This is a genomic window from Vibrio pomeroyi (genome assembly GCA_041879425.1).
Classification (GTDB): Bacteria; Pseudomonadota; Gammaproteobacteria; order Enterobacterales; family Vibrionaceae; genus Vibrio; species Vibrio pomeroyi_A.
Genome location: CP090854.1, coordinates 957,818 through 977,901 on the forward strand (window position 1 = coordinate 957,818; position 20,084 = coordinate 977,901).

A 20,084-nucleotide genomic window follows, 5' to 3' on the forward strand; every position below is an offset into this window, starting at 1 on the left:
CGAGATGATTGTTTGGAGTGTTGCAAACCAAAAAGGTGGTGTTGGTAAAACAACCACGACAGTGACCTTGGCAGGCTTACTTGCCTTAAAAGGGCATCGTGTTCTGCTGGTTGATACTGACCCACATGCATCACTGACCACCTATCTGGGTTACGACTCAGATACGGTGGAGTCGAGCTTGTTCGATCTGTTTCAGCTTCGTGAGTTTTCTGCGCAAACGGTAAGACCACTGACGTTGCAAACCGACGTTGAAGGTATCGATATCATTCCTGCACACATGTCATTGGCAACACTTGACCGTGTGATGGGAAATCGAAGCGGCATGGGGTTAATCTTGAAGCGTGCTTTAGCGGCGTTGAAAGATGATTACGACTACGTACTGATCGACTGTCCGCCAATTCTTGGTGTGATGATGGTGAATGCGTTGGCGGCCAGCGACCGAATTTTGATTCCGGTACAGACTGAGTTTCTCGCAATGAAGGGCCTAGAGCGCATGATTCGCACTCTAACCATTATGCAGAAGTCTCGTAAAACACCGTTTAAGGTGACGATTGTCCCGACGATGTACGACAAGCGAACCAAGGCTTCACTACAAACATTAACGCAGCTCAAAGAGGATTATCCGAACCAAGTTTGGACGTCTGCTGTGCCGATTGATACCAAGTTTAGAGACGCAAGCCTAAAGCGCTTGCCAGCCTCTCATTTTGCATCGGGTAGTCGTGGTGTATTTGCTTACAAACAACTGCTTATTTATCTCGAAAGGTTGGCGATAAATGAGCGCGAATAAAGAATCAACAATAGCGCGACCAAGTCTATCGAGTGAACAAGCACTGGATGACTATTTTACCGCGCTGTTAGGTGATGAAAGCTTTGAATCGGATGATTTTTTTGTTGACGAGTCTAACGACGAATCACAATCTGAAGAGCCAGAGCCAGAGCCAGAGCCAGAGCCAGAGCCAGAGCCAGAGCCAGAGCCAGAGCCAGAGCCAGAGCCAGAGCCAGAGCCAGAGCCAGAGCCAGAGCCAGAGCGTCAATTAGCTGGTCATCATTCAAGCTACGCGGAAATTCGCGCAGCTGAGTTTGAAGTGCCTAATCTTGAGGATGTTCAAAAGCTACTCAGTCGATTAGAAGCAACCAATGTGGTTGATGAACTGAATCTTGATGAGTTGATGGATCAGAACACTCAGAAAATCGCTCAGCAAACAGACATGCAAATGTTTGATGCTGCGGTCGAATCTGTTCAAGTGTTTGAAGAACCAGAAATTCAAGATTGGAATCTTCCAGAAACCGATTTATCAATTGCTGTGGAGCCTTTGGCTGAATCACCGTCAATTGAAGAGCAACAAATTGAAGTTGAGTTCGCCGCTCAATCTGAGTTAGTAAAAACTGAACAAGCTGAAGTGATAGAACCTGAGCTTGAAGCTCCTTCTATCGAGCCAGTTGTTGAGCTTGAAACTCAAGCTGGAGGCACTGACCAATTTACTTCTTGGGAAAGCCAAACTCGAACAGAAGATTTTCAAGTACTGTATTTTGATGTGAATGGTGTGACCTTTGCGGTGCCGCTTGATGAACTCGGTGGTATCCATCGCCTAGAAGAGGTCAATCACATTATTGGTAAACCGACTTGGTATTTGGGGTTGCAAACCAATCGTGATAGTCAGCTAGATGTGGTCGATACCGCAAAATGGGTGATGTCTGAGAAACTATCAGGTGACGAATACAAAGAAAACTATCAATATATAGTGATGCTTGGAGAAAGCTTGTGGGGCCTGGCGGGCACTGAGCTCAAAGGCACCGAGTTGCTGAATACAGATAAAGTACGCTGGCGAGAAACGGCGGGAAAACGCCCTTGGCTCGCTGGTATGGTAAAAGAAAAAATGTGTGCTTTGATCCATGTCGAAGCATTAATCGCCATGCTAAACGCAGGGCTAGATGTAAAAGCATTGAGCTAGTACTACGATTGGTACAACAAAAGCATCAAGTTAATAATAGTGGTCGGTAACGACGGCAAGAGGATTATCTATGTCTCAAATGAGTGAAGTTGAAGTAAGAAAAGATCAAACTAATGACGAAGTACTTCAATGGGTAACATTCCAGCTAGAAGAAGAAACTTACGGCATCAATGTAATGCAAGTGCGTGAAGTACTGCGTTACAGCGAAATTGCTCCGGTACCGGGTGCTCCAGACTACGTGCTAGGTATTATTAACCTGCGTGGTAATGTTGTTACTGTTATCGACACTCGTTCTCGCTTTGGCTTGATGCAAGGTGAAATTACAGACAACACTCGTATCATCGTTATTGAATCTGAGCGTCAAGTCATTGGTATCCTAGTAGATAGCGTTGCTGAAGTGGTTTACCTACGTTCTTCTGAAATCGATACAACACCAAGTGTTGGTACTGATGAAAGCGCGAAGTTCATCCAAGGTGTTAGCAACCGTGATGGCAAGCTGCTTATCTTAGTAGATCTAAACAAACTACTAAGCGAAGACGAATGGGATGAGATGGCTCACCTGTAATGTTTGAAGCGCTTCCTTTAACCCCAGTTGCTCTGATTGCTGGAGTCGGGGTTTTTTCGTTATTCATCTTGATTTTGATTAGCAAAGTAAAACGTGCGATTCAAAAGCAGCTTGATCAGTCACGCCTTCAAGTTCGTAACTTGGACAAAGAGCTTCAGAAATCGAGTAAGCAATTACTTGAAGTTCGCTCTGTTGTGGTTGGTCTTGGTCAGAAAGTGACTGAGCAGCAAGATCTGATCAAGCACTTGAACGAACGTATTGTTGAGTTGGAACATGCGGATACCGATGGACGTTTGTACACGCGTGCAACGAAAATGGTTCAGCTTGGAGCTGGGATTAACGAACTGATCGAAGAATGCGAATTGCCAAAAGCGGAAGCTGAGCTAATGATGTCTCTGCAGAATAAGCTTGCTGGCAAAGAGAAAATTCCTTCGCTAAGAAGTAATCCTTCATCATTTGATGAACAACCTGCGTCTTCGCGTGATCGCAGAGACCCACCTCGACGTCGATAAATTGAGCGCTAATTGTGTATCGAGCACTTGATGTTTATCACGCATTCCTCTTAAAAGAAGCTTCGGCTTCTTTTTTTATGCCTGTCTGTTGTATATAGAACGATGTTTATAAGTGCTTGTATCTACGACAATATCTTGTTTGTTGATTAAAATGTGTAAATTGTGATGCGGTGGTAACAGTTTCTTACGGAGTTTGTTCTATCGAAAACGCCTAGTCCTGTTTTGTCACCATGTTGGTGTGCTACTATAGCCCTCTCATTACTCGACTAAATTTTCCTATGCTAGAAGTCTCAAATTTAACTGCTATTCGTGACGACAGGGTTCTGTTTGAATCGTTGTCTTTTCAATTGAAACCAGGTGAGCTGGTTCAGGTTGAAGGTCGTAACGGTACCGGGAAAACGACACTCCTTAGGATTATTACTGGTTTAGGCGATCGCGATGACGGCACTATCTCTTGGGATGGTGAGTCCATCGAATCGGGTCGAGATGTTTATCATCAGAATTTGCTTTTTCTTGGTCACCAAACGGGCGTAAAGCGCGAGCTTAGTGCCTATGAGAACCTAAGTTTCTATCAGTCGATTCACAGTGGAGGTTCGAGCAAAGAAGACCTTTATCATGCTCTGGCTCAAGTCGGTCTTGCAGGTAGAGAAGATGTCCCTGCCGGGCAGCTTTCTGCTGGTCAACAGCGCCGAGTGGCATTGGCTCGTCTTTGGTTGAGCAAACAAATGTTGTGGATTCTCGATGAGCCGCTGACTGCGATTGATAAGCAGGGCGTGAAAGTTCTCGAATCTCTTTTTTCTCAGCATGCAGACAACGGCGGCATCGTGTTATTAACCACGCACCAAGATATGTTTGCTGATAGCCCGAAACTAAGAAAAATAAAGTTGGGTGAGTAATATGATCTCTTCTATGACCACGATTATTCGACGTGAGCTGCTTATCGCATTCCGACGCCAAGCGGATATCTTTAACCCTCTGTGGTTTTTCATCATTGTTATTACGCTTTTCCCTTTAAGTATCGGCCCTGAGCCAAACCTACTTGCGCGCATTGCTGCGGGTATTGTTTGGGTGGCTGCTTTACTTTCTGCATTGCTCTCTTTGGAACGCCTTTTCCGCGATGATTTTCAAGATGGCGCGCTCGAACAGATGATGCTCATGCCCATCCCGTTGCAGTTGGTAGTATTGTCCAAGGTCATAGCACACTGGTTGTTGACAGGGTTACCATTGATTCTAATCAGCCCATTGTTGGCTGTTTTGTTGTCTTTAGATTTTGATACATGGCTCTCAGTTGTGTTGACCTTGCTGGTAGGTACACCCGCATTGAGCTTTATTGGTGCGATTGGTGTTGCATTGACCGTTGGGTTACAGAAGGGCGGAGTCCTGTTAAGCCTGTTAATTCTGCCGCTTTACATCCCCATTTTGATTTTCGCGACGTCAGCGATTGACGCTGCGGCATTGGGCGTTGCGTATAACGGCCAGTTGGCAGTGCTTGGGGCGATGTTAATGGGTGCGATGACTCTGACACCTTTTGCGATCAGTGCCGCACTTAGAGTGAGTGTGAACTGATAAGGGTTCCGTTATCGTATAGCTAATGTGAACCAAATGTGTCGATTGGACTCATAGAGTCAGCAAAACTGAAAGCAAGACAAAATAAATTATTATAATTATAGCTTTAATAGCTGTAAGCAATATGAAGTAAGAGTGAGATTACAACATGTGGAAATGGCTCCATCCCTATGCCAAAGCAGAAACCTCATATCAGCTTGCTGGTAAACTTCTGCCATGGTTTTCGATCCTAGCGCTATTGTGTCTATCCGTCGGTACCGTGTGGGGGCTTGCATTTGCGCCTTCAGATTACCAACAAGGTGATAGTTTCCGAATCATCTACATCCATGTTCCGTCTGCAATCTGGTCTATGGGCGTTTACATGTCGATGGCGATTGCTGCCTTTATCGGTTTGGTATGGCAGGTAAGACTATCAGATATGGCCGCATTGGCTATGGCGCCGATTGGTGCTGTATTTACCTTCATTGCACTGCTAACAGGTGCGGTTTGGGGTAAACCGATGTGGGGTGCTTGGTGGGTTTGGGATGCACGTTTAACCTCAGAGCTTATTCTTCTATTCTTATACTTGGGTGTGATTGCACTTCACCACGCGTTTGACGACCAAAAAACAGCCGCTAAAGCAGCAGGCATTTTGGCAATCGTTGGTGTTATCAACCTACCTATCATTCACTTTTCAGTAGAGTGGTGGAACACACTTCACCAAGGCGCGACGATCACTAAATTCGACAAGCCTTCTATTTCAAGTGACATGCTATGGCCGCTTCTTCTTAACATCTTCGGCTTCGCCTTTTTCTTTGGTGCTGTGACTATGGTTCGTTTCCGTAACGAAATCATCAGTAAAGAGAGTCATCGTCCATGGGTCCGCAAGCTTGCGGCCGAAAAAGCGTAGTAGGGTAGGTAATTATGTATTTTGAATCTTTGAGTGATTTCTTTGCCATGGGGGGCTACGCCTCATATGTATGGAGTGCATTTGGAATCACATTCCTCGCGATGATCATCTTACTGGTGGTAAGCGTTCGTCGTGGTAAGCAATTACTAAATGAAGTACAAGCTAAGATTGATCGTCAAGCTCGTATCGATGCAGCAAAAAATATGGAGAACACTCTATGAACCCAAGACGCAAAAAGAGGCTGGGCATTGTCTTAGCGATCTTTTTTGGTATCAGTGCGACTGTTGGATTGATGGTTTATGCACTTAACCAGAACATGGATCTGTTCTACACGCCAACTGAGCTGGTTAACGGCAAAGACGGTAAAAAGCCTGAAGTTGGTCAACGCCTACGTATTGGTGGCATGGTCGTAGTTGGCTCTGTAAGCCGTGACAATGAATCACTACGTGTAAGCTTCGATTTGGCGGATGTAGGCCCTAAAGTAACAATTCTATACGATGGTATCCTTCCTGATCTTTTCCGTGAAGGCCAAGGTATTGTTGCTCAAGGTGTCCTTAAAAATGCAACGACAATCGAAGCGTTTGAGGTGTTGGCAAAGCACGATGAAGAGTACATGCCTTCTGAAGTTGCGGAAGCAATGAAGAAAACCCATGAGCCTTTGCAATACACAACTGAACAAAAAGAAGGAAATGCTCAATGATAGCCGAGATCGGCCATTTTGCGATGATCCTATCCTTGGGATTAGCATTGCTGCTCAGCGTGCTCCCATTGTATGGAGCCGCTCGAAATAACACATTATTGATGAACAGCGCACGACCGTTGTCGTGGGGTATGTTCGGATTCTTAGCGATTTCGTTCTTTATCTTGTGTTACGCGTTTTACACAAATGATTTTACGATTCAATACGTAGCAAGTAACTCGAACAGCCAACTGCCTTGGTATTACCGAATTACTGCGGTTTGGGGCGCTCACGAAGGTTCATTGCTGCTTTGGGTTCTAATCCAAGCGGGTTGGACGGTTGCTGTTGCGACGTTTAGCCGTGGCATGCCTCAAGAGTCTGTGGCTCGTGTATTGGCTATCATGGGTTTGATTACGGTCGGCTTCTTGCTGTTCATTATCGTAACGTCTAACCCGTTCCTACGTACACTGCCTTTCTTCCCTGTTGATGGCCGTGACTTGAACCCTCTATTGCAAGACCCGGGCTTGATCATTCACCCGCCGATGCTTTACATGGGTTATGTAGGTTTCTCTGTAGCGTTCTCTTTTGCGATTGCTTCTTTAATGAGCGGTCGTTTAGATACGGCATGGGCTCGTTGGTCTCGTCCTTGGACAATCGCTGCTTGGTTATTCCTAACTGTGGGTATTGCACTAGGTTCTTGGTGGGCTTACTACGAACTTGGCTGGGGTGGCTGGTGGTTCTGGGATCCAGTAGAAAACGCTTCATTCATGCCTTGGTTGGCAGGTACTGCATTAATGCACTCACTTGCGGTAACCGAAAAGCGTGGCACATTTAAAGCTTGGACAGTACTGCTGGCTATCTCTGCATTCTCGCTAAGCTTGTTAGGTACATTCTTAGTTCGTTCGGGCATCTTGGTATCGGTTCACGCGTTTGCGTCGGATCCTGCTCGCGGTATGTTTATCCTAGGTTTCCTAGTCTTCGTTATCGGTGGTTCACTGCTGTTGTTTGCTGTGAAAGGCGCCTCGGTTCGTGTTCGTGGTAACTTCGATCTGGTTTCTCGTGAAAACGCGCTGCTTGGTAACAACATCTTGTTGATCGCAGCCCTAGTGGTTGTGTTAGTAGGTACGCTATTACCTCTAGTTCACAAACAGTTAGGCTTGGGCTCGGTATCTATCGGTGCTCCATTCTTTGACATGTTGTTCTTCTGGTTAATGATTCCGTTCTCGTTCCTGCTTGGTATCGGTCCTCTGATCCGCTGGAAACGCGACAACCTGTCTAAGCTTGTTAAACCAATGCTGATTTCAGGTGCATTCTCACTTGGCTTGAGTGCGCTAATGGTTGCTCTATTGGCTGACCGCTTCAGTGGTACTGCGTTTGCTGGCTGGGTAATGGCATTCTGGATCATCTTCATGCACGGCTTCGAGCTGCATGAACGTGCGACTCACCGTCATACGTTTATGAAAGGTCTAACTAAGCTACCTCGTAGCCACTGGGCGATGGTGTGTGGTCACATCGGTTTAGCGGTGACAGTGATTGGTATCGCGATGGTGCAAAACTACAGCATCGAACGTGATGTTCGTCTGGCACCTGGCGAAAGCTACCAGCTTGAAGAGTACAGCTTCCTGTTCACAGGTGTTCGTGACAAAGATGGTCCAAACTACGATGGTTACATTGCTGACTTTGAAATTACTAAAGAAGGTAAGTACATCAACACGCTTCACGCGGAAAAACGTTTCTACACTACTGCTAAGTCTATGATGACCGAAGCGGCGATTGACCGTGGCGTAACTCGCGACCTATACATAGCAATGGGTGAACGTTTGGACGACAACAAGTCTTGGGCTGTTCGTATCTACTACAAACCGTTTGTACGTTGGATCTGGGCTGGTTCTTTGATCATGTCGATTGGTGGTGCTATCGCTATCAGTGACCGTCGTTACCGTTTCCGTAAGCCAACCAAAAAGTTGGCTCAAGAGCAGGAGGCTTAATTAGAATGAACAAGAAGATTTTATTCATTCCTTTGATTGCGTTCATGGTTCTAGCTGGGATCTTTGCAACGCAATTAATGCGCAATCAGTCGGGCGATGACCCGACTAAGCTTGAATCCGTATTGATTGGTAAGCCTGTCCCTGAGTTTGACCTAGAAGATCTAGAGCAACCAGGTAAGCTACATGACCAAGCGATCTTTAAAGGTGAGCCGCTGCTTCTTAACGTGTGGGCGACTTGGTGCCCGACTTGTTATGCAGAGCACTCTTACTTGAACAAGCTCGCTGATCAAGGCGTTAAGATTATTGGTCTTAACTACAAAGATGATCGCAACAAAGCGGTTGGTTGGTTAAACGAGTTAGGCAACCCGTATCTAATCAGTCTTTTTGATGGCAACGGTATGCTAGGCCTAGACCTTGGTGTGTATGGCGCTCCTGAGACTTTTCTAATTGATGCTAACGGCGTCGTTCGTTACCGCCATGTGGGTGATGTGAATCCAACCAACTGGGCATCGACGCTTGAACCGATGTATCAAGACTTGTTGGAGGAAGCGAAATGATCAAGAAGGCACTGATTACTCTGTTTGCTACGTTTGCGATTTCAGCGACAGTTTCTGCTGCACCTATCGAGTTTCATGAATTTGATAATGTTGACCAAGAGCAGCAGTTCAAAGAGTTGAGCAATACGCTTCGTTGTCCTAAATGTCAGAACAACACCATTGGTGATTCGAACGCTGAACTGGCGGTCGATCTACGCCAAAAAGTGTACGAGATGACAAAGGACGGTAAGTCGAAGCAAGACATCATTGATTACATGATCGCTCGCTACGGTAACTTTGTTACTTACAATCCACCGCTGACACTAGCAACTTCAATCCTTTGGATTGGTCCATTTGCTGTGGTTGTGTTTGGATTTGGTTTGATCATCTTACGCAGCAGAAAGTCAAAATCAAAAGCAGCAGTAGAGTCAGATAAAGACTGGGATGCAGACAAAGAAGCTCGCTTAAAAGCGTTACTCGATGAAGAGAACGACGGAGATAAGAAGTAATGACTCTATTTTGGATTTCTACCATTATCCTTTCGCTAGCGGCAATTTTCTTAATTGTTCTGCCTTTCATTAATAAGAAGGCAAACAATGATGAAATGCTTCGCGACGAGTTGAACAAAGCATTCTATAAAGACCGTCTTGTCGAGTTAGAAGTAGAAGCAGAGGAAGGTCTTGTTGATAACCAACAAGAACTGATCGCTGATTTGAAACAATCTCTGCTTGATGATGTTCCTGCGCAAGAAGAGGTGAAGAAGACTCACATCTCAACCGTTGGTGTGGTTGTACCGTCGATCATTCTTGTCGTTGTTGTAACTTATGGTATGTACTTTAAGTTCGGTGCATTGGACAAAGTTCAACACTGGCAAGAAGTGAGCTCGAACCTTCCTGAATTGTCTAAAAAGCTAATGTCATCAGAAGGTGGCGCGCTAACGGATGATGAACTAGAAGATTTGACGCTAGCACTGCGTACTCGCTTGCATTATCAACCGGAAGATTCTACAGGTTGGTTGCTGCTTGGTCGTATTGCTTTGGCTAACCGCGACGCTGAAACAGCAAAAGATTCTATGGAACGAGCGTACAAGCTTGAGCCTAAGAATGAAGATGTTCAGTTAGGTTTTGCACAAGCACTAATGCTTTCTCCTGATGAAGCTGACCAAAACCAAGCTCGTCTACTTCTGAGCCGTTTGATTCAAAACGATTACGTTGACCTTCGTGTGTTCTCATTGCTAGCGTTCGATGCATTTGAGCGTCAAGATTACCCAGGTGCTGTGAAGTACTGGAGCATCATGCAACAGATGATTGGTCCTCAAGACAGTCGCTACGAAATGCTTTCACGTAGTATTGAAAGTGCTCAGCAAAAAATGGGCAATGCAATGGGCGTTGACCAAGGCAAGACTGTTGCTGTAACACTTGAGTTATCTGGTGATGTGAACGCGGATCCAAACTCAGTGTTGGTTGTTTCAGTACACAGAGCTGATGGCTCACCAATGCCTGTTGCAGCTGCTCGCTACCCATTGGGTACTTTTCCTCGTACCGTTGTGCTTGATGATGGCAACAGCATGATGGAAGGCCAAAAGCTGTCTAGCCTTGAAACTCTGATGGTTAGAGCTAGGCTTGATACAGACGGTAACGTGTCAACTCGCGACGGTGATTGGTACGGTGAAAGTGAAGTGGTTGAACTAGGTGCTCCAGTGACCATTGATATTAATAAGCAATATTAATCATCACTTTGCATAGGTGTTAGCTATTCCGATTTGTTGATAAACGGTATAGACTTAGCCAAACAATTGAGGCCAGCGATTGCTGGCCTTTTTTATTATTTGAATTCCTTATGGAAAAGGTGATATGTCTATCAGTGTTTTAAGACTCTCGAGTTTACTCTTTATCGCAAGCTTGACTGTGGGCTGCTCTAGCGCACCAGATGAGAGCGTTAACGATGATAATCTCGAAACCTCTGAATACGTCGAAGAATCCCACCCGAATGATCCTTTTGAAGGCTTCAACCGAGCGATGTGGGATATCAACTACGAATATCTAGACCCTTACTTGGTTCGCCCTGTTTCTCTCGCTTATGTTGACTACACCCCTGTACCGGTTCGTTCTGGTATCTCCAATTTTCTAGCCAACTTAGACGAGCCATCAAGCATGGTGAACAACCTCATTATGGGTAATGGCGAGAAAGCACTCGACCACTTTAACCGCTTTTGGATTAACTCGACTTTTGGTCTGTTAGGCTTAATTGATATTGCCAGTGAAGCTGGGATCACCAAATACGATGACAAGTCATTCTCTGATGCGATTGGTCATTATGGAGTAGGGAACGGACCGTACTTCATGGTGCCGGGTTATGGCCCATTAACAACACGTGAAGTAACTGAAACCGTTGACGGTTTGTATGTACCTTTGTCCTTCTTGAACTTCTGGGCTAGCCTAGGCAAGTGGGCATTTGAGGGAATGGAAACTCGAGCTCAGTTAGTGTCGCAAGAAGCCTTGTTAGATGATTCTCCGGATCCATACGCTTTAACGCGTGATGTTTATATTCAACGTCGTGACTTTAAAGCGGAGATTGAACCTAAAGAGGTTGATCTTGATGAAGAAGACTTCATTGATGGCTATTTAGAAGATTACTAATTTGAAGACCTTGAATAACGGGTAAAAGAAAGGCTCGATGTTGGAAACAACATCGAGCCTTTTTAATGCTTATGACTTTAGATTAAGTCAAACAGATTAGAAGCGGTAGTTAGCTTGGACACCAACTAGCCAAACATTACCTGTTGTTGTACCAACAAATTGACCACCAACTGCTTCTGCAGCATCGTCAGATGCATAACCGCGTGACTCAGTGATTGGAGCATCTTTAGCTATGATGTAAGTAAAGCCCGCGTCTAATGAAAGTTGTTCAGACCATTGGTAACCCGCACCAATGCTTAACCAAGTACGGTCAGTTTCTGGGATTGTAATAGTACGGTTTTTGTCACTAACAGCTGAAGTATCGTAAGCCACACCAGTACGTAGAGCCAGTTTTGGGTCAACTTGGTAAGTTGCACCTAAAGCAAGACGGTAGTTATCTTCCCAATTTTCAACTTTAACTGTTTGGCTGCCGTATGTGTTTAATTCTGCTTGTAGTTTTTCGAAAGAACTCCAATCAGTCCAGTTGAAGCTAGCATGGACTGCCAATGCTTCTGTCAGTTGATGGAAACTAGCAAGCTCTGCTGTAGCAGGAAGCGCTAGCATCATATGACCGTTGTCACGTTGACCTGGTGTCATCATGCCAAACCCCATACCTTCTGCATGGCCTTCTAATTTGAGTTCAACCTCGGATTTGTAGGCAAAACCGATACGGTTGTTCTCATTGATCTGCCATGCAGTACCTACTTGCCAGCCCCACGCAGTGTCATCACCTTCCATGTATTTCAGTGTTGTTCCAGCAGGGACAGAGATTGGTGCGCCAGTACTTGGATGTACTCCAACAGCATTCTTTGCAGGAGCAGTCGCGCCAAAGCTACCTTCTCCCATAACATAACGAATACCGCCACCAACACTTACTTGTTCAACAACTTGATAAGCAAAGTTTAGGTTAGCTTCTTTAGTTATTACGCTTGCTTCGTTACCGAAGTGAGATGCATTGAAGTCATCACCTAGATTGGTTTCCATGCCGTAGTTCGTGCCAAATGCAAAACCGATAGCAAACTTCTCGTTGTAACGGTGAGAAATGTAAAGGTTCGGGATAATTGCGTCATCTGCGAAATCGTTTGAAGATGCTTGGCTTGTACCGATTGCAGGGTGAGCGTGGTTTACTTCACCTTTAACATCAATATTAGGGTTAACATAGATACCACCAACAGAAACCTGAGTACCTTCTAGGTAAGTCAGCATTGCTGGGTTACGCCATTGTGCGTCAGCACCGTCAGCCATTGCTGCTTCACCTGCGTATGCACGGCCAAGACCTGTTGCCGAGTATTCTGCTAGCTGAAAACCTGCCGCGTGAGTAACGGTAGAAGTCGAAAGTAGTCCAACTGCCACTGCAGCAGATAGAAGAGTCTTATTCATTTTCATTATTATGTTCGCTGAATCATAAGTATTTAGTGGCGTGATTCTACTTTTAGAGTCATTACTTTAAAAACGAAATTCGAATAAAACAGTGTTTTAGGGATTTAATGAGTAATTGTGACTAATTATTAGGTAAATAGTCTGAATGTTTCGGCTGTGTTGCGAAATTTGAGCGTACACTTGTAGTCATTTGTGGCCTGCGCAGGCTACAGCTGTAAGCTTAAATTAATGTTAGTCAGTGGCTTAGGTAATAAAAAAGGGTCGCATAAAAGCGACCCTTTGGGTATTTATAACCTAGCTTTTATTAGAAGCTACGGCTGTATTGTAGACCCATTAGGATTGCATCAGCGTGTGTGGTCGCGTTAACGCCAGTCGATAGTCCAGGAGCAACCGGAGTCGTTTCTGATACATTTACATCATCACCCATTAGATAAGTGAAACCGAAATCAACGTTTGAAACTGTATCAATATGGTATGTGAAACCTGCAGAGAACCACTGACGATCTGAATCAGGAACAGAGATAGAAGTTAGTTCATCCTGTGCACTTGTGTCGTACATGTAACCTGCACGAAGAGTCCAATCAGAGTTTAGGTAGTATGTACCACCAATAGAGTAGTGCCAACCATCTTGCCATTGGTATTGTTTCGCATACGACGAGCCAAGAGGTGAACCTTGTAAGTTTTCAAAGTCGATTTGATCGAATGCACCCCAACCAATCCATTGTACAGAGTAGTGAACTGCGAATTTAGTATCTTCTATTTTGTGGTAACCAGAGAATTCAGCGATATCAGGTAAAGGTAAGGTGATTTCTTGGCCTTTGTCATCTTTAGCTGTGATCTCTGGACTGTAACGGTAAGCTAAGCCGAAGCGGTTGTTTTCATCTAGCTCATATACAGTACCAACATTGAAGCCCACAGCCCAACCATCAGCCTCATCAACATCAACTAATGTTGTTCCGGCAGGAACTAAACCGCCACTAGCTACACCTAGAGCTGCACTAGTTTCTCTTTTCATAGTACCTTGACCGTAAATAAGGTCTAAACCTGCACCAAAGCTCCATTGTTTATTTAGTCGGTATGAACCTGCAAGGCCAAAGTTAATGCTCTGAACATCGGTTAGTCCGCCGTATTCTGCTGCAGTATAACTATCATCGAACTCTGTCTTAGTACCGAAGTTTGAGTACGCATTAACACCCCAAGCGAATTTATCGTTAACTGGAACAATAAGGTGGATATTTGGCGCGATAGATGTATCACCAACATCATCAGTGTCGGCAACCGGAATTGGACTTCCGTTGATGTTATATTCTGCATCTTTAACTTCAATCATAGAAGTGATGCTTTCAAAACCAAGAGATAGCTCAGTTTTGTCAAACAGTGCCATTGCTGCAGGGTTACGTGCCATTACTGACGCGTTATCTGCGATTACTGCATCACCAGCGAAAGCGCGGCCGATGCCGGTTGCTGATTGTGCGTTAAGTTGGAAACCTGCTGCCATCGCTTGCGAAGACGCCAGTGTAATTGTTACTGCTAAAAGAGACTTTTTAAACAGACGCGTGTTGTTGGTAGTCATTCATTTATTCCTTTATATATCCGCCTCTACAGGGCGATTAATTTGAGCAATTGCTCAATGGTGGCTGATCCTATTCGGAAGTATACGATATACAAATCCGACCATTGAGAAATTTGAGTGGAAAATTATGGAAATGACGCCTATCTGGCACGAAAATGGTGGGAAATGCTGCTTTTTAGAGTTTTAACTCTAGAGTTATTGATGTTGTGAATGGTTTTGATGTTTATTTATAAATAAAGCCCAGCAATATCAAGAGTATAATTGCTGGGCCTTTTATGACGGGGCTTTGAGAGCTAATTAGCCCATTGGTTTGATCATTTTTGTGAGCTTTTCGGCGATCTTAGAAACGTCCTCGCCATCTTCACCGACAAGGATCAGACTGCTGTCATCGATCGGAGTTACCGAACCAGACATACCTTTTTCGTCAAAGTCGACCGGTTTGTCTGTTGGAATCCCTGTTAAAAACAGTGTGACTTTGCCTTTTTCGCCTTGGAAGACCATGTGCATGGCATTCGACTTACCAAAACCACAATGGTTCAAGTAATAAACGTGATAGGGGAAAGCTTCGTCAAACTGAAAAGCGAACGGGTTCATTTTGGCATTGATCTGTTGAGATGTGACTTGTTCATCAAGCCCACTAATAAAGCTCTTTTCATCAACAACGTGTTTCATTGCCGTATCAGCTAAGCTTGCTTGTGCTGGAGAGACTAATGCATTTCCCCAATTCACTTGGCCAACTAATAAGCCTGCAACAAATGCTACTGAGGCTGCCATCGCCATTGCTCGTCGAGCAAAAGTCGGCCTTACCACTTTGCTTTCTTCGCTTGAGGTTTGATTGAACAGAATGCGATCAGCAAGATCGTCTGGTACATCCACGTTCATCGCAGAGTGGATCTGTTTATCAAGCGATAGTACATCGTCTAAGAAGTTACTATTGGCTTCGCTGTTTGCTGCTGCATCAATAATATCTTGTGTACGCTGTTTAGGTTCCGACAATACACGACGACGAAATTCCAAATCATCCATTATGTTGCCCCCTCTCTGCCTCTTCTGTATCCAGCATCTCTTTCAACTGATTTCGAGCTCTGAATAAACGTGTCATCACCGTGTTTTTGTTGAGTTCGAGAATGTCTGCGATCTCATCACCACTAAAACCACCAATCACTTGCAAGAAGAGAGGCTCACGGTAATCAATTTCAAGTTTCATGATCTGAGCTTGCAACCATAGGTGCTGATGGTGTGGGTCATCACTGACACTAGCATCGTTACCATGATCGTCGATATCAACCAGATCAAACTGTTTGCGTTCAAAACGTCGAGCATTCTCGCGGCGCAAAATAGTAATCAGCCAAGATTTCGCGGCTTTTTCATCTTGTAGGCTATCGAGTGACTTCCATGCACGAAGGCAAGTCTCTTGCACTAAATCTTCGGCAATGCTTTTGTCTTTACATAACCAATAGGCGTAGCGAAAGAGGTCACGATGATAGGCACGCACGAGTGCTTCGTATTTTCTTTGTTTGTCCATATCAGAGTTGACCGGACGCTTGGCTGTTTTCTTTCCAAACATTTTTATTATTGACACACGAGCCTCCATAATTGCTCTGCGTATAGCTGTCCTCTATACGTTGTGCTTCGTTTTTATATTCTGTTTCGTTTTTAGAGCTAACGATCGGCAGGAAATCGTAAAATCACATTAAAATTGATCTACTTCAAAATCTAAGGCCTCGAACCCGTTATAGTACACCTTGTCGTCTAGTTAGTCATTCGTGGCTAGCATGTTGAGCAAGACGACACTTCCTTTTGAAGGCTGACTTTACTTTCTCCTAATCAGGAAACTGATTATTTCAATTGGCGTCAAGTTAATTGCTTTATACACATTCCGACCACACAGCTTTGTGTGGTTTTTTTTTGCCTCAAGAAAACCAATCCCTACAAAGCGATAACAGTATTTACTTACAATAGTTTAGTCTCTTACGACAACCTTACCCCCAAAAAGGTTCGCCTGAATGTGCATTATATTTTCAAGCAGTGAGATACTCGTATCACGTTTATTTAAACGCTCGTTTGATTTAATTAACAACTTCTTTACAATGCTTCAGGTCAGACCTCTTAACTTTAAGGAGAAACCATGGGCAAACAGGAAGTCAAAACGCGTTCTGGAGAACGTGTTGCCGTTGTCGCTGGATTACGAACCCCATTCGCTCGTCAGAGCACAGAATTTAGTCAAGTGCCTGCGGTCGACTTAGGCAAAATGGTTGTGAGCGAAATGCTTGCAAGAACTGATGTCGATCCTGCGCTTATTGAACAAGTCGTCTTCGGCCAAGTTGTTCAGATGCCAGAAGCACCAAACATCGCGCGTGAAATCGTGTTGGGAACAGGCATGGACATCAATACCGATGCCTACAGTGTGACACGAGCGTGTGCGACCAGTTTCCAAGCGGCAGTCAACGTGACCGAGAGCATTATGGCGGGCATGATTGATGTCGGCATTGCGGGTGGTGCGGATTCGTCTTCTGTATTGCCAATCGGTGTTTCGAAAAAGTTAGCGGCAAATTTATTAGCGCTGAGCAAAACCAAGACCATGGGTCAAAAGCTGAAGATTCTTAAAACCCTTTCAGTGAAAGACCTTATGCCAGTACCGCCAGCCGTTGCTGAATACTCGACTGGTCTATCCATGGGGCAAACCGCTGAGCAGATGGCGAAGACGCACGGGATTACTCGCGAGGCTCAAGATGCACTTGCTCACCGTTCTCACTCTTTGGCTTCTCAAGCATGGAAAGAAGGCAAGATCAAAGACGAAGTAATGACGGCATTCCCGGCGCCTTACAAAAAGTACCTAGCGGAAGACAACAACATTCGTCACGACTCAACGGTTGAAGGCTACGCGAAGCTGCGTCCTGCATTTGATAGAAAATACGGTAGCGTAACGGCAGCCAATGCTACGCCTCTTACTGACGGCGGCGCTGCGGTTATGTTGATGCGCGAAGGTAAAGCGAAAGAACTAGGCTTAGAAGTGCTTGGTTATATTCGCGGCTATGCGTTCTCAGCAATCGGTGTTGAAACAGATATGCTGATGGGCCCAACGTACGCGACCTCGCAAGTATTGAAGAACACAGGCCTAGAGCTGTCAGATTTAACTCTGATCGAGATGCACGAAGCATTCGCTGCACAAGTGCTGGCGAATGTGAAAATGTTTGCAAGTGACGAGTTTGCTCAGAAGAATCTTGGCCGCGACAAAGCGATCGGTGAGATTGATATGGAGAAGTTCAACGTACTGGGCAGCTCAATTGCTTACGGACACCCGTTTGCTGCGACTGGTGCGCGCATGATGACTCAAACATTACGTGAACTGAAACGTCGCGGTGGCGGCTTGGCACTGAACACAGCTTGTGCAGCTGGTGGTTTAGGTGCAGCAATGATCTTGGAGGTAGAATAATGTCTACGACTCTTGATGCAACAACAGAAAAGGAAACAGTCGCTCAACCAGATTCAACGTCTGCGACTGAATCAACCAAAAAGAAAGCGACGGCATTCTCTCTTAACATCGATGACCAAGATATTGCTTGGCTAGCGATCGATGTACCAGGCGAGAAAATGAATACGCTACAAGCGGCTTTTGCTGAAGAGATGAAAGCGATCTTTGAGCAGTTAAAAGAAAAGCAAAGCCGCGTTAAGGGCTTAATCGTTCACTCACTTAAGCCAGATAACTTTATTGCTGGTGCTGATGTGCGAATGCTGGATGCGTGTAAAACCGCTGATGAAGCTCAGTCTCTTGCTCGTCAAGGTCAGGAAATGTTCCAAGCGCTATCTGATCTTCCTTACCCAGTCGTTGCGGCAATTCATGGTCCGTGTCTTGGTGGCGGTTTAGAGCTCGCATTAGCGTGTGACTACCGTGTGTGTACCGATTCCGATAAGACACGTCTTGGTCTGCCAGAAGTGCAACTAGGCTTACTACCGGGTTCTGGTGGTACGCAGCGTCTCCCTCGTTTGATTGGCTTGCTACCATCGCTCGATCTGATTCTCACAGGTAAACAGCTGCGCGCTAAGAAAGCGAAATCGCTTGGTGTTGTGGATGCTTGTGTCCCAGATACTATTTTGCTTGAAGTAGCGAAAAGCTTCGTTGAAAAGAATACGGGCAGTAAAAAAGGTAAGCGTCTGGCGTCTAAAAGCCAAGCTTCGACCAAAGAGAAACTGATTTCGCGCAATGGCCTTGGCCGTAAGGTGATTTTTGAACAAGCGTCGAAGAAGACCAATCAGAAAACTCGTGGTAACTACCCAGCAGCTGACGCGATTCTTGATGTGATTCGTTATGGCCTAGAGAACGGCTTTGAAAAAGGTCTTCAGTACGAAGCGAAGCGTTTCTCTGAATTAGTAATGACTTCTGAATCAAAAGCCCTTCGTTCAATCTTCTTTGCTACCACTGAAATGAAGAAAGAACACGGTGCAGATGCAGAACCGAAAGCGGTTAAGCGCGTTGGTGTGTTGGGTGGCGGTCTTATGGGCGCAGGTATCAGCCATGTCAGCGTGGTGAAAGCAAAAGTACCAGTCCGTATTAAAGACGTATCAAATGAAGGTGTGCTGAATGCGCTTAACTACAACTACAAGTTGTTCGATAAGCAGCGTAAGCGTCGTATTCTGAGCCGTGCTGGACTAGAAAGTAAGATGCTTCAGCTTTCTGGTGGTATCGACTTTACGAGTTTCAACCACACTGACGTAGTGATTGAAGCGGTGTTTGAGGATCTAGACCTTAAGCAGTCGATGGTTGCAGACATTGAAGAAAATGCTAAGCCAGAGACGATCTTCGCGACCAACACATCTTCACTGCCAATCCATAAGATAGCGGAGAAGGCGAAGCGACCAGAAAATGTGGTCGGTCTTCACTACTTCAGCCCTGCTGAGAAAATGCCGCTGGTAGAGGTTATCCCTCATGAGACAACCTCAGAAGAGACTATCTCGACTGTAGTGGCATTAGCGAAGAAGCAAGGCAAAACCCCGATTGTTGTTAAAGATACGGCAGGTTTCTATGTGAACCGTATTCTTGCTCCGTACATGAATGAAGCGGCACATCTGCTATTGGCAAATGAGCCGATTGAAAAGCTCGACAGCACGTTATTGGATTTCGGCTTCCCGGTCGGCCCTATTACCTTGCTAGATGAGGTGGGTGTTGATATCGGCGCTAAGATCATCCCGATTTTGGTCAATGAATTAGGCGATCGTTTCCAAGGCCCTGATGTGTTCGACATTCTTCTGAACGACAACCGTAAAGGGCGTAAGAGTGGTAAAGGTTTCTATACTTACAAAGGTAAGAAGAAGGAAGTCGATAAGTCAGTTTACAAGCTGCTTAAGCTGCAACCTGAACCTAAACTAAGTGATAACGACATCGCTATGCGTTGTGTGTTACCAATGCTCAACGAAGCGGTTCGTTGTCTCGACGATGGTATTATCCGTAGCCCTCGTGATGGCGATATTGGTGCTATTTTCGGTATTGGTTTCCCTCCATTCCTAGGTGGTCCGTTCCGTTATATGGATCAAATCGGTATTAAGTCACTGGTTGAGATGATGAACGACTTCGCTAAGAAGTACGGTGATCGTTTTGCACCATGTGATGGCCTACTGACACGTGCTGGTCTGGATGAGTCTTTTTACAAGTAACTCTCTAGTACGCTAATTATTGAGCCCGTGTCAAGCCATTGATGCGGGCTTTTCTTTTTTATGAGCGAGTGAAAGGAATGAGATTCCCGACTCCGTCATTCTTCCTTCTCGGGA

20 protein-coding genes are annotated in these 20,084 nt (G+C 45.2%); 16 read left to right on the forward strand and 4 right to left on the reverse strand.

Translation table 11 applies throughout. The annotated features are described in order from the left end of the window. Nucleotides 1-4 precede the first annotated feature (4 nt). From L0992_04365 to L0992_04430, 14 genes are all read left to right on the forward strand, one after another. On the forward strand, nt 5-787 hold the full coding sequence (locus tag L0992_04365) for a ParA family protein (protein ID XGB67928.1): 783 nt from the start codon (nt 5-7) through the stop codon (nt 785-787). After that, entirely contained in the window at nt 774-1,952 is a 1,179-nt protein-coding gene (locus L0992_04370) for a chemotaxis protein CheW (protein ID XGB67929.1), read from the forward strand. The genes L0992_04365 and L0992_04370 overlap by 14 nt, the downstream gene beginning before the upstream one ends. A gap of 70 nt (nt 1,953-2,022) precedes the next feature. After that, on the forward strand, nt 2,023-2,517 hold the full coding sequence (locus L0992_04375) for a chemotaxis protein CheW (protein ID XGB67930.1): 495 nt from the start codon (nt 2,023-2,025) through the stop codon (nt 2,515-2,517). After that, entirely contained in the window at nt 2,517-3,029 is a 513-nt protein-coding gene (locus L0992_04380) for a DUF2802 domain-containing protein (protein XGB67931.1), read from the forward strand. The genes L0992_04375 and L0992_04380 overlap by 1 nt, the downstream gene beginning before the upstream one ends. Before the next feature lie 278 nt (nt 3,030-3,307). Continuing rightward, nucleotides 3,308-3,925, forward strand: a complete 618-nt coding sequence (gene ccmA / locus L0992_04385) for a cytochrome c biogenesis heme-transporting ATPase CcmA (protein XGB67932.1) — start codon at nt 3,308-3,310, stop codon at nt 3,923-3,925. Nucleotide 3,926: 1 nt separating this feature from the next. Continuing rightward, nucleotides 3,927-4,595: a heme exporter protein CcmB gene (ccmB, locus tag L0992_04390; GenBank protein ID XGB67933.1), complete on the forward strand. Its 669-nt coding sequence runs from the start codon at nt 3,927-3,929 to the stop codon at nt 4,593-4,595. A 148-nt stretch (nt 4,596-4,743) separates the two neighbouring features. After that, nucleotides 4,744-5,484: a heme ABC transporter permease gene (locus L0992_04395; protein XGB67934.1), complete on the forward strand. Its 741-nt coding sequence runs from the start codon at nt 4,744-4,746 to the stop codon at nt 5,482-5,484. Between the two features lie 14 nt (nt 5,485-5,498). Beyond that, complete coding sequence (ccmD, locus tag L0992_04400; GenBank protein XGB67935.1) at nt 5,499-5,705, forward strand: heme exporter protein CcmD; 207 nt, start codon at nt 5,499-5,501, stop codon at nt 5,703-5,705. Beyond that, entirely contained in the window at nt 5,702-6,184 is a 483-nt protein-coding gene (ccmE, locus tag L0992_04405) for a cytochrome c maturation protein CcmE (GenBank protein XGB67936.1), read from the forward strand. Before ccmD ends, ccmE begins: the two co-directional genes overlap by 4 nt. After that, nucleotides 6,181-8,151: a heme lyase CcmF/NrfE family subunit gene (locus L0992_04410; protein XGB67937.1), complete on the forward strand. Its 1,971-nt coding sequence runs from the start codon at nt 6,181-6,183 to the stop codon at nt 8,149-8,151. Before ccmE ends, L0992_04410 begins: the two co-directional genes overlap by 4 nt. A 5-nt stretch (nt 8,152-8,156) precedes the next feature. Next, a complete protein-coding gene (locus L0992_04415; GenBank protein XGB67938.1) occupies nt 8,157-8,708 on the forward strand; it encodes a DsbE family thiol:disulfide interchange protein in 552 nt (183 codons plus the stop codon). Next, on the forward strand, nt 8,705-9,196 hold the full coding sequence (locus tag L0992_04420) for a cytochrome c-type biogenesis protein CcmH (GenBank protein ID XGB67939.1): 492 nt from the start codon (nt 8,705-8,707) through the stop codon (nt 9,194-9,196). Before L0992_04415 ends, L0992_04420 begins: the two co-directional genes overlap by 4 nt. Continuing rightward, on the forward strand, nt 9,196-10,416 hold the full coding sequence (gene ccmI / locus L0992_04425) for a c-type cytochrome biogenesis protein CcmI (GenBank protein ID XGB67940.1): 1,221 nt from the start codon (nt 9,196-9,198) through the stop codon (nt 10,414-10,416). Before L0992_04420 ends, ccmI begins: the two co-directional genes overlap by 1 nt. 124 nt (nt 10,417-10,540) lie before the next feature. Further along, the gene (locus L0992_04430) at nt 10,541-11,326 is read left to right on the forward strand and encodes a VacJ family lipoprotein (protein ID XGB67941.1); all 786 of its coding nucleotides are present in this window, start codon (nt 10,541-10,543) and stop codon (nt 11,324-11,326) included. Between the two features lie 96 nt (nt 11,327-11,422). On the opposite strand, the gene L0992_04435 is transcribed toward L0992_04430, so the two are convergent. The 4 genes from L0992_04435 to L0992_04450 form a co-directional block, all read right to left on the reverse strand. After that, the gene (locus tag L0992_04435) at nt 11,423-12,751 is read right to left on the reverse strand and encodes an outer membrane protein transport protein (protein XGB67942.1); all 1,329 of its coding nucleotides are present in this window, start codon (nt 12,749-12,751) and stop codon (nt 11,423-11,425) included. Between the two features lie 298 nt (nt 12,752-13,049). Beyond that, nucleotides 13,050-14,318 carry an outer membrane protein transport protein gene (locus tag L0992_04440; protein XGB67943.1) on the reverse strand — a complete coding sequence of 423 codons (1,269 nt, stop codon included), beginning with the start codon at nt 14,316-14,318 and terminating at the stop codon, nt 13,050-13,052. A gap of 297 nt (nt 14,319-14,615) precedes the next feature. Then, on the reverse strand, nt 14,616-15,344 hold the full coding sequence (locus tag L0992_04445) for a DUF3379 domain-containing protein (protein XGB67944.1): 729 nt from the start codon (nt 15,342-15,344) through the stop codon (nt 14,616-14,618). After that, on the reverse strand, nt 15,337-15,885 hold the full coding sequence (locus L0992_04450) for a sigma-70 family RNA polymerase sigma factor (GenBank protein XGB68686.1): 549 nt from the start codon (nt 15,883-15,885) through the stop codon (nt 15,337-15,339). The genes L0992_04445 and L0992_04450 overlap by 8 nt, the downstream gene beginning before the upstream one ends. A 561-nt stretch (nt 15,886-16,446) precedes the next feature. Between L0992_04450 and fadI the strand changes: the two genes are divergently transcribed. Together fadI and fadJ are read left to right on the forward strand one after the other, a co-directional pair. Next, nucleotides 16,447-17,754, forward strand: a complete 1,308-nt coding sequence (gene fadI / locus L0992_04455; protein ID XGB67945.1) for an acetyl-CoA C-acyltransferase FadI — start codon at nt 16,447-16,449, stop codon at nt 17,752-17,754. Then, entirely contained in the window at nt 17,754-19,970 is a 2,217-nt protein-coding gene (fadJ, locus tag L0992_04460) for a fatty acid oxidation complex subunit alpha FadJ (GenBank protein XGB67946.1), read from the forward strand. Before fadI ends, fadJ begins: the two co-directional genes overlap by 1 nt. Nucleotides 19,971-20,084 lie beyond the last annotated feature (114 nt).

What these genes read in the sequence shown, in the direction of transcription:
- L0992_04365 (XGB67928.1), top strand. Translation starts at nt 5, where the DNA reads ATGATTGTTTGGAGTGTTGCAAACCAAAAAGGTGGTGTTGGTAAAACA.
- L0992_04370 (XGB67929.1), top strand. Translation starts at nt 774, where the DNA reads ATGAGCGCGAATAAAGAATCAACAATAGCGCGACCAAGTCTATCGAGT.
- L0992_04375 (XGB67930.1), top strand. Translation starts at nt 2,023, where the DNA reads ATGTCTCAAATGAGTGAAGTTGAAGTAAGAAAAGATCAAACTAATGAC.
- L0992_04380 (XGB67931.1), top strand. Translation starts at nt 2,517, where the DNA reads ATGTTTGAAGCGCTTCCTTTAACCCCAGTTGCTCTGATTGCTGGAGTC.
- ccmA (XGB67932.1), top strand. Translation starts at nt 3,308, where the DNA reads ATGCTAGAAGTCTCAAATTTAACTGCTATTCGTGACGACAGGGTTCTG.
- ccmB (XGB67933.1), top strand. Translation starts at nt 3,927, where the DNA reads ATGATCTCTTCTATGACCACGATTATTCGACGTGAGCTGCTTATCGCA.
- L0992_04395 (XGB67934.1), top strand. Translation starts at nt 4,744, where the DNA reads ATGTGGAAATGGCTCCATCCCTATGCCAAAGCAGAAACCTCATATCAG.
- ccmD (XGB67935.1), top strand. Translation starts at nt 5,499, where the DNA reads ATGTATTTTGAATCTTTGAGTGATTTCTTTGCCATGGGGGGCTACGCC.
- ccmE (XGB67936.1), top strand. Translation starts at nt 5,702, where the DNA reads ATGAACCCAAGACGCAAAAAGAGGCTGGGCATTGTCTTAGCGATCTTT.
- L0992_04410 (XGB67937.1), top strand. Translation starts at nt 6,181, where the DNA reads ATGATAGCCGAGATCGGCCATTTTGCGATGATCCTATCCTTGGGATTA.
- L0992_04415 (XGB67938.1), top strand. Translation starts at nt 8,157, where the DNA reads ATGAACAAGAAGATTTTATTCATTCCTTTGATTGCGTTCATGGTTCTA.
- L0992_04420 (XGB67939.1), top strand. Translation starts at nt 8,705, where the DNA reads ATGATCAAGAAGGCACTGATTACTCTGTTTGCTACGTTTGCGATTTCA.
- ccmI (XGB67940.1), top strand. Translation starts at nt 9,196, where the DNA reads ATGACTCTATTTTGGATTTCTACCATTATCCTTTCGCTAGCGGCAATT.
- L0992_04430 (XGB67941.1), top strand. Translation starts at nt 10,541, where the DNA reads ATGTCTATCAGTGTTTTAAGACTCTCGAGTTTACTCTTTATCGCAAGC.
- L0992_04435 (XGB67942.1), bottom strand. Translation starts at nt 12,751, where the DNA reads ATGAAAATGAATAAGACTCTTCTATCTGCTGCAGTGGCAGTTGGACTA.
- L0992_04440 (XGB67943.1), bottom strand. Translation starts at nt 14,318, where the DNA reads ATGACTACCAACAACACGCGTCTGTTTAAAAAGTCTCTTTTAGCAGTA.
- L0992_04445 (XGB67944.1), bottom strand. Translation starts at nt 15,344, where the DNA reads ATGGATGATTTGGAATTTCGTCGTCGTGTATTGTCGGAACCTAAACAG.
- L0992_04450 (XGB68686.1), bottom strand. Translation starts at nt 15,885, where the DNA reads ATGTTTGGAAAGAAAACAGCCAAGCGTCCGGTCAACTCTGATATGGAC.
- fadI (XGB67945.1), top strand. Translation starts at nt 16,447, where the DNA reads ATGGGCAAACAGGAAGTCAAAACGCGTTCTGGAGAACGTGTTGCCGTT.
- fadJ (XGB67946.1), top strand. Translation starts at nt 17,754, where the DNA reads ATGTCTACGACTCTTGATGCAACAACAGAAAAGGAAACAGTCGCTCAA.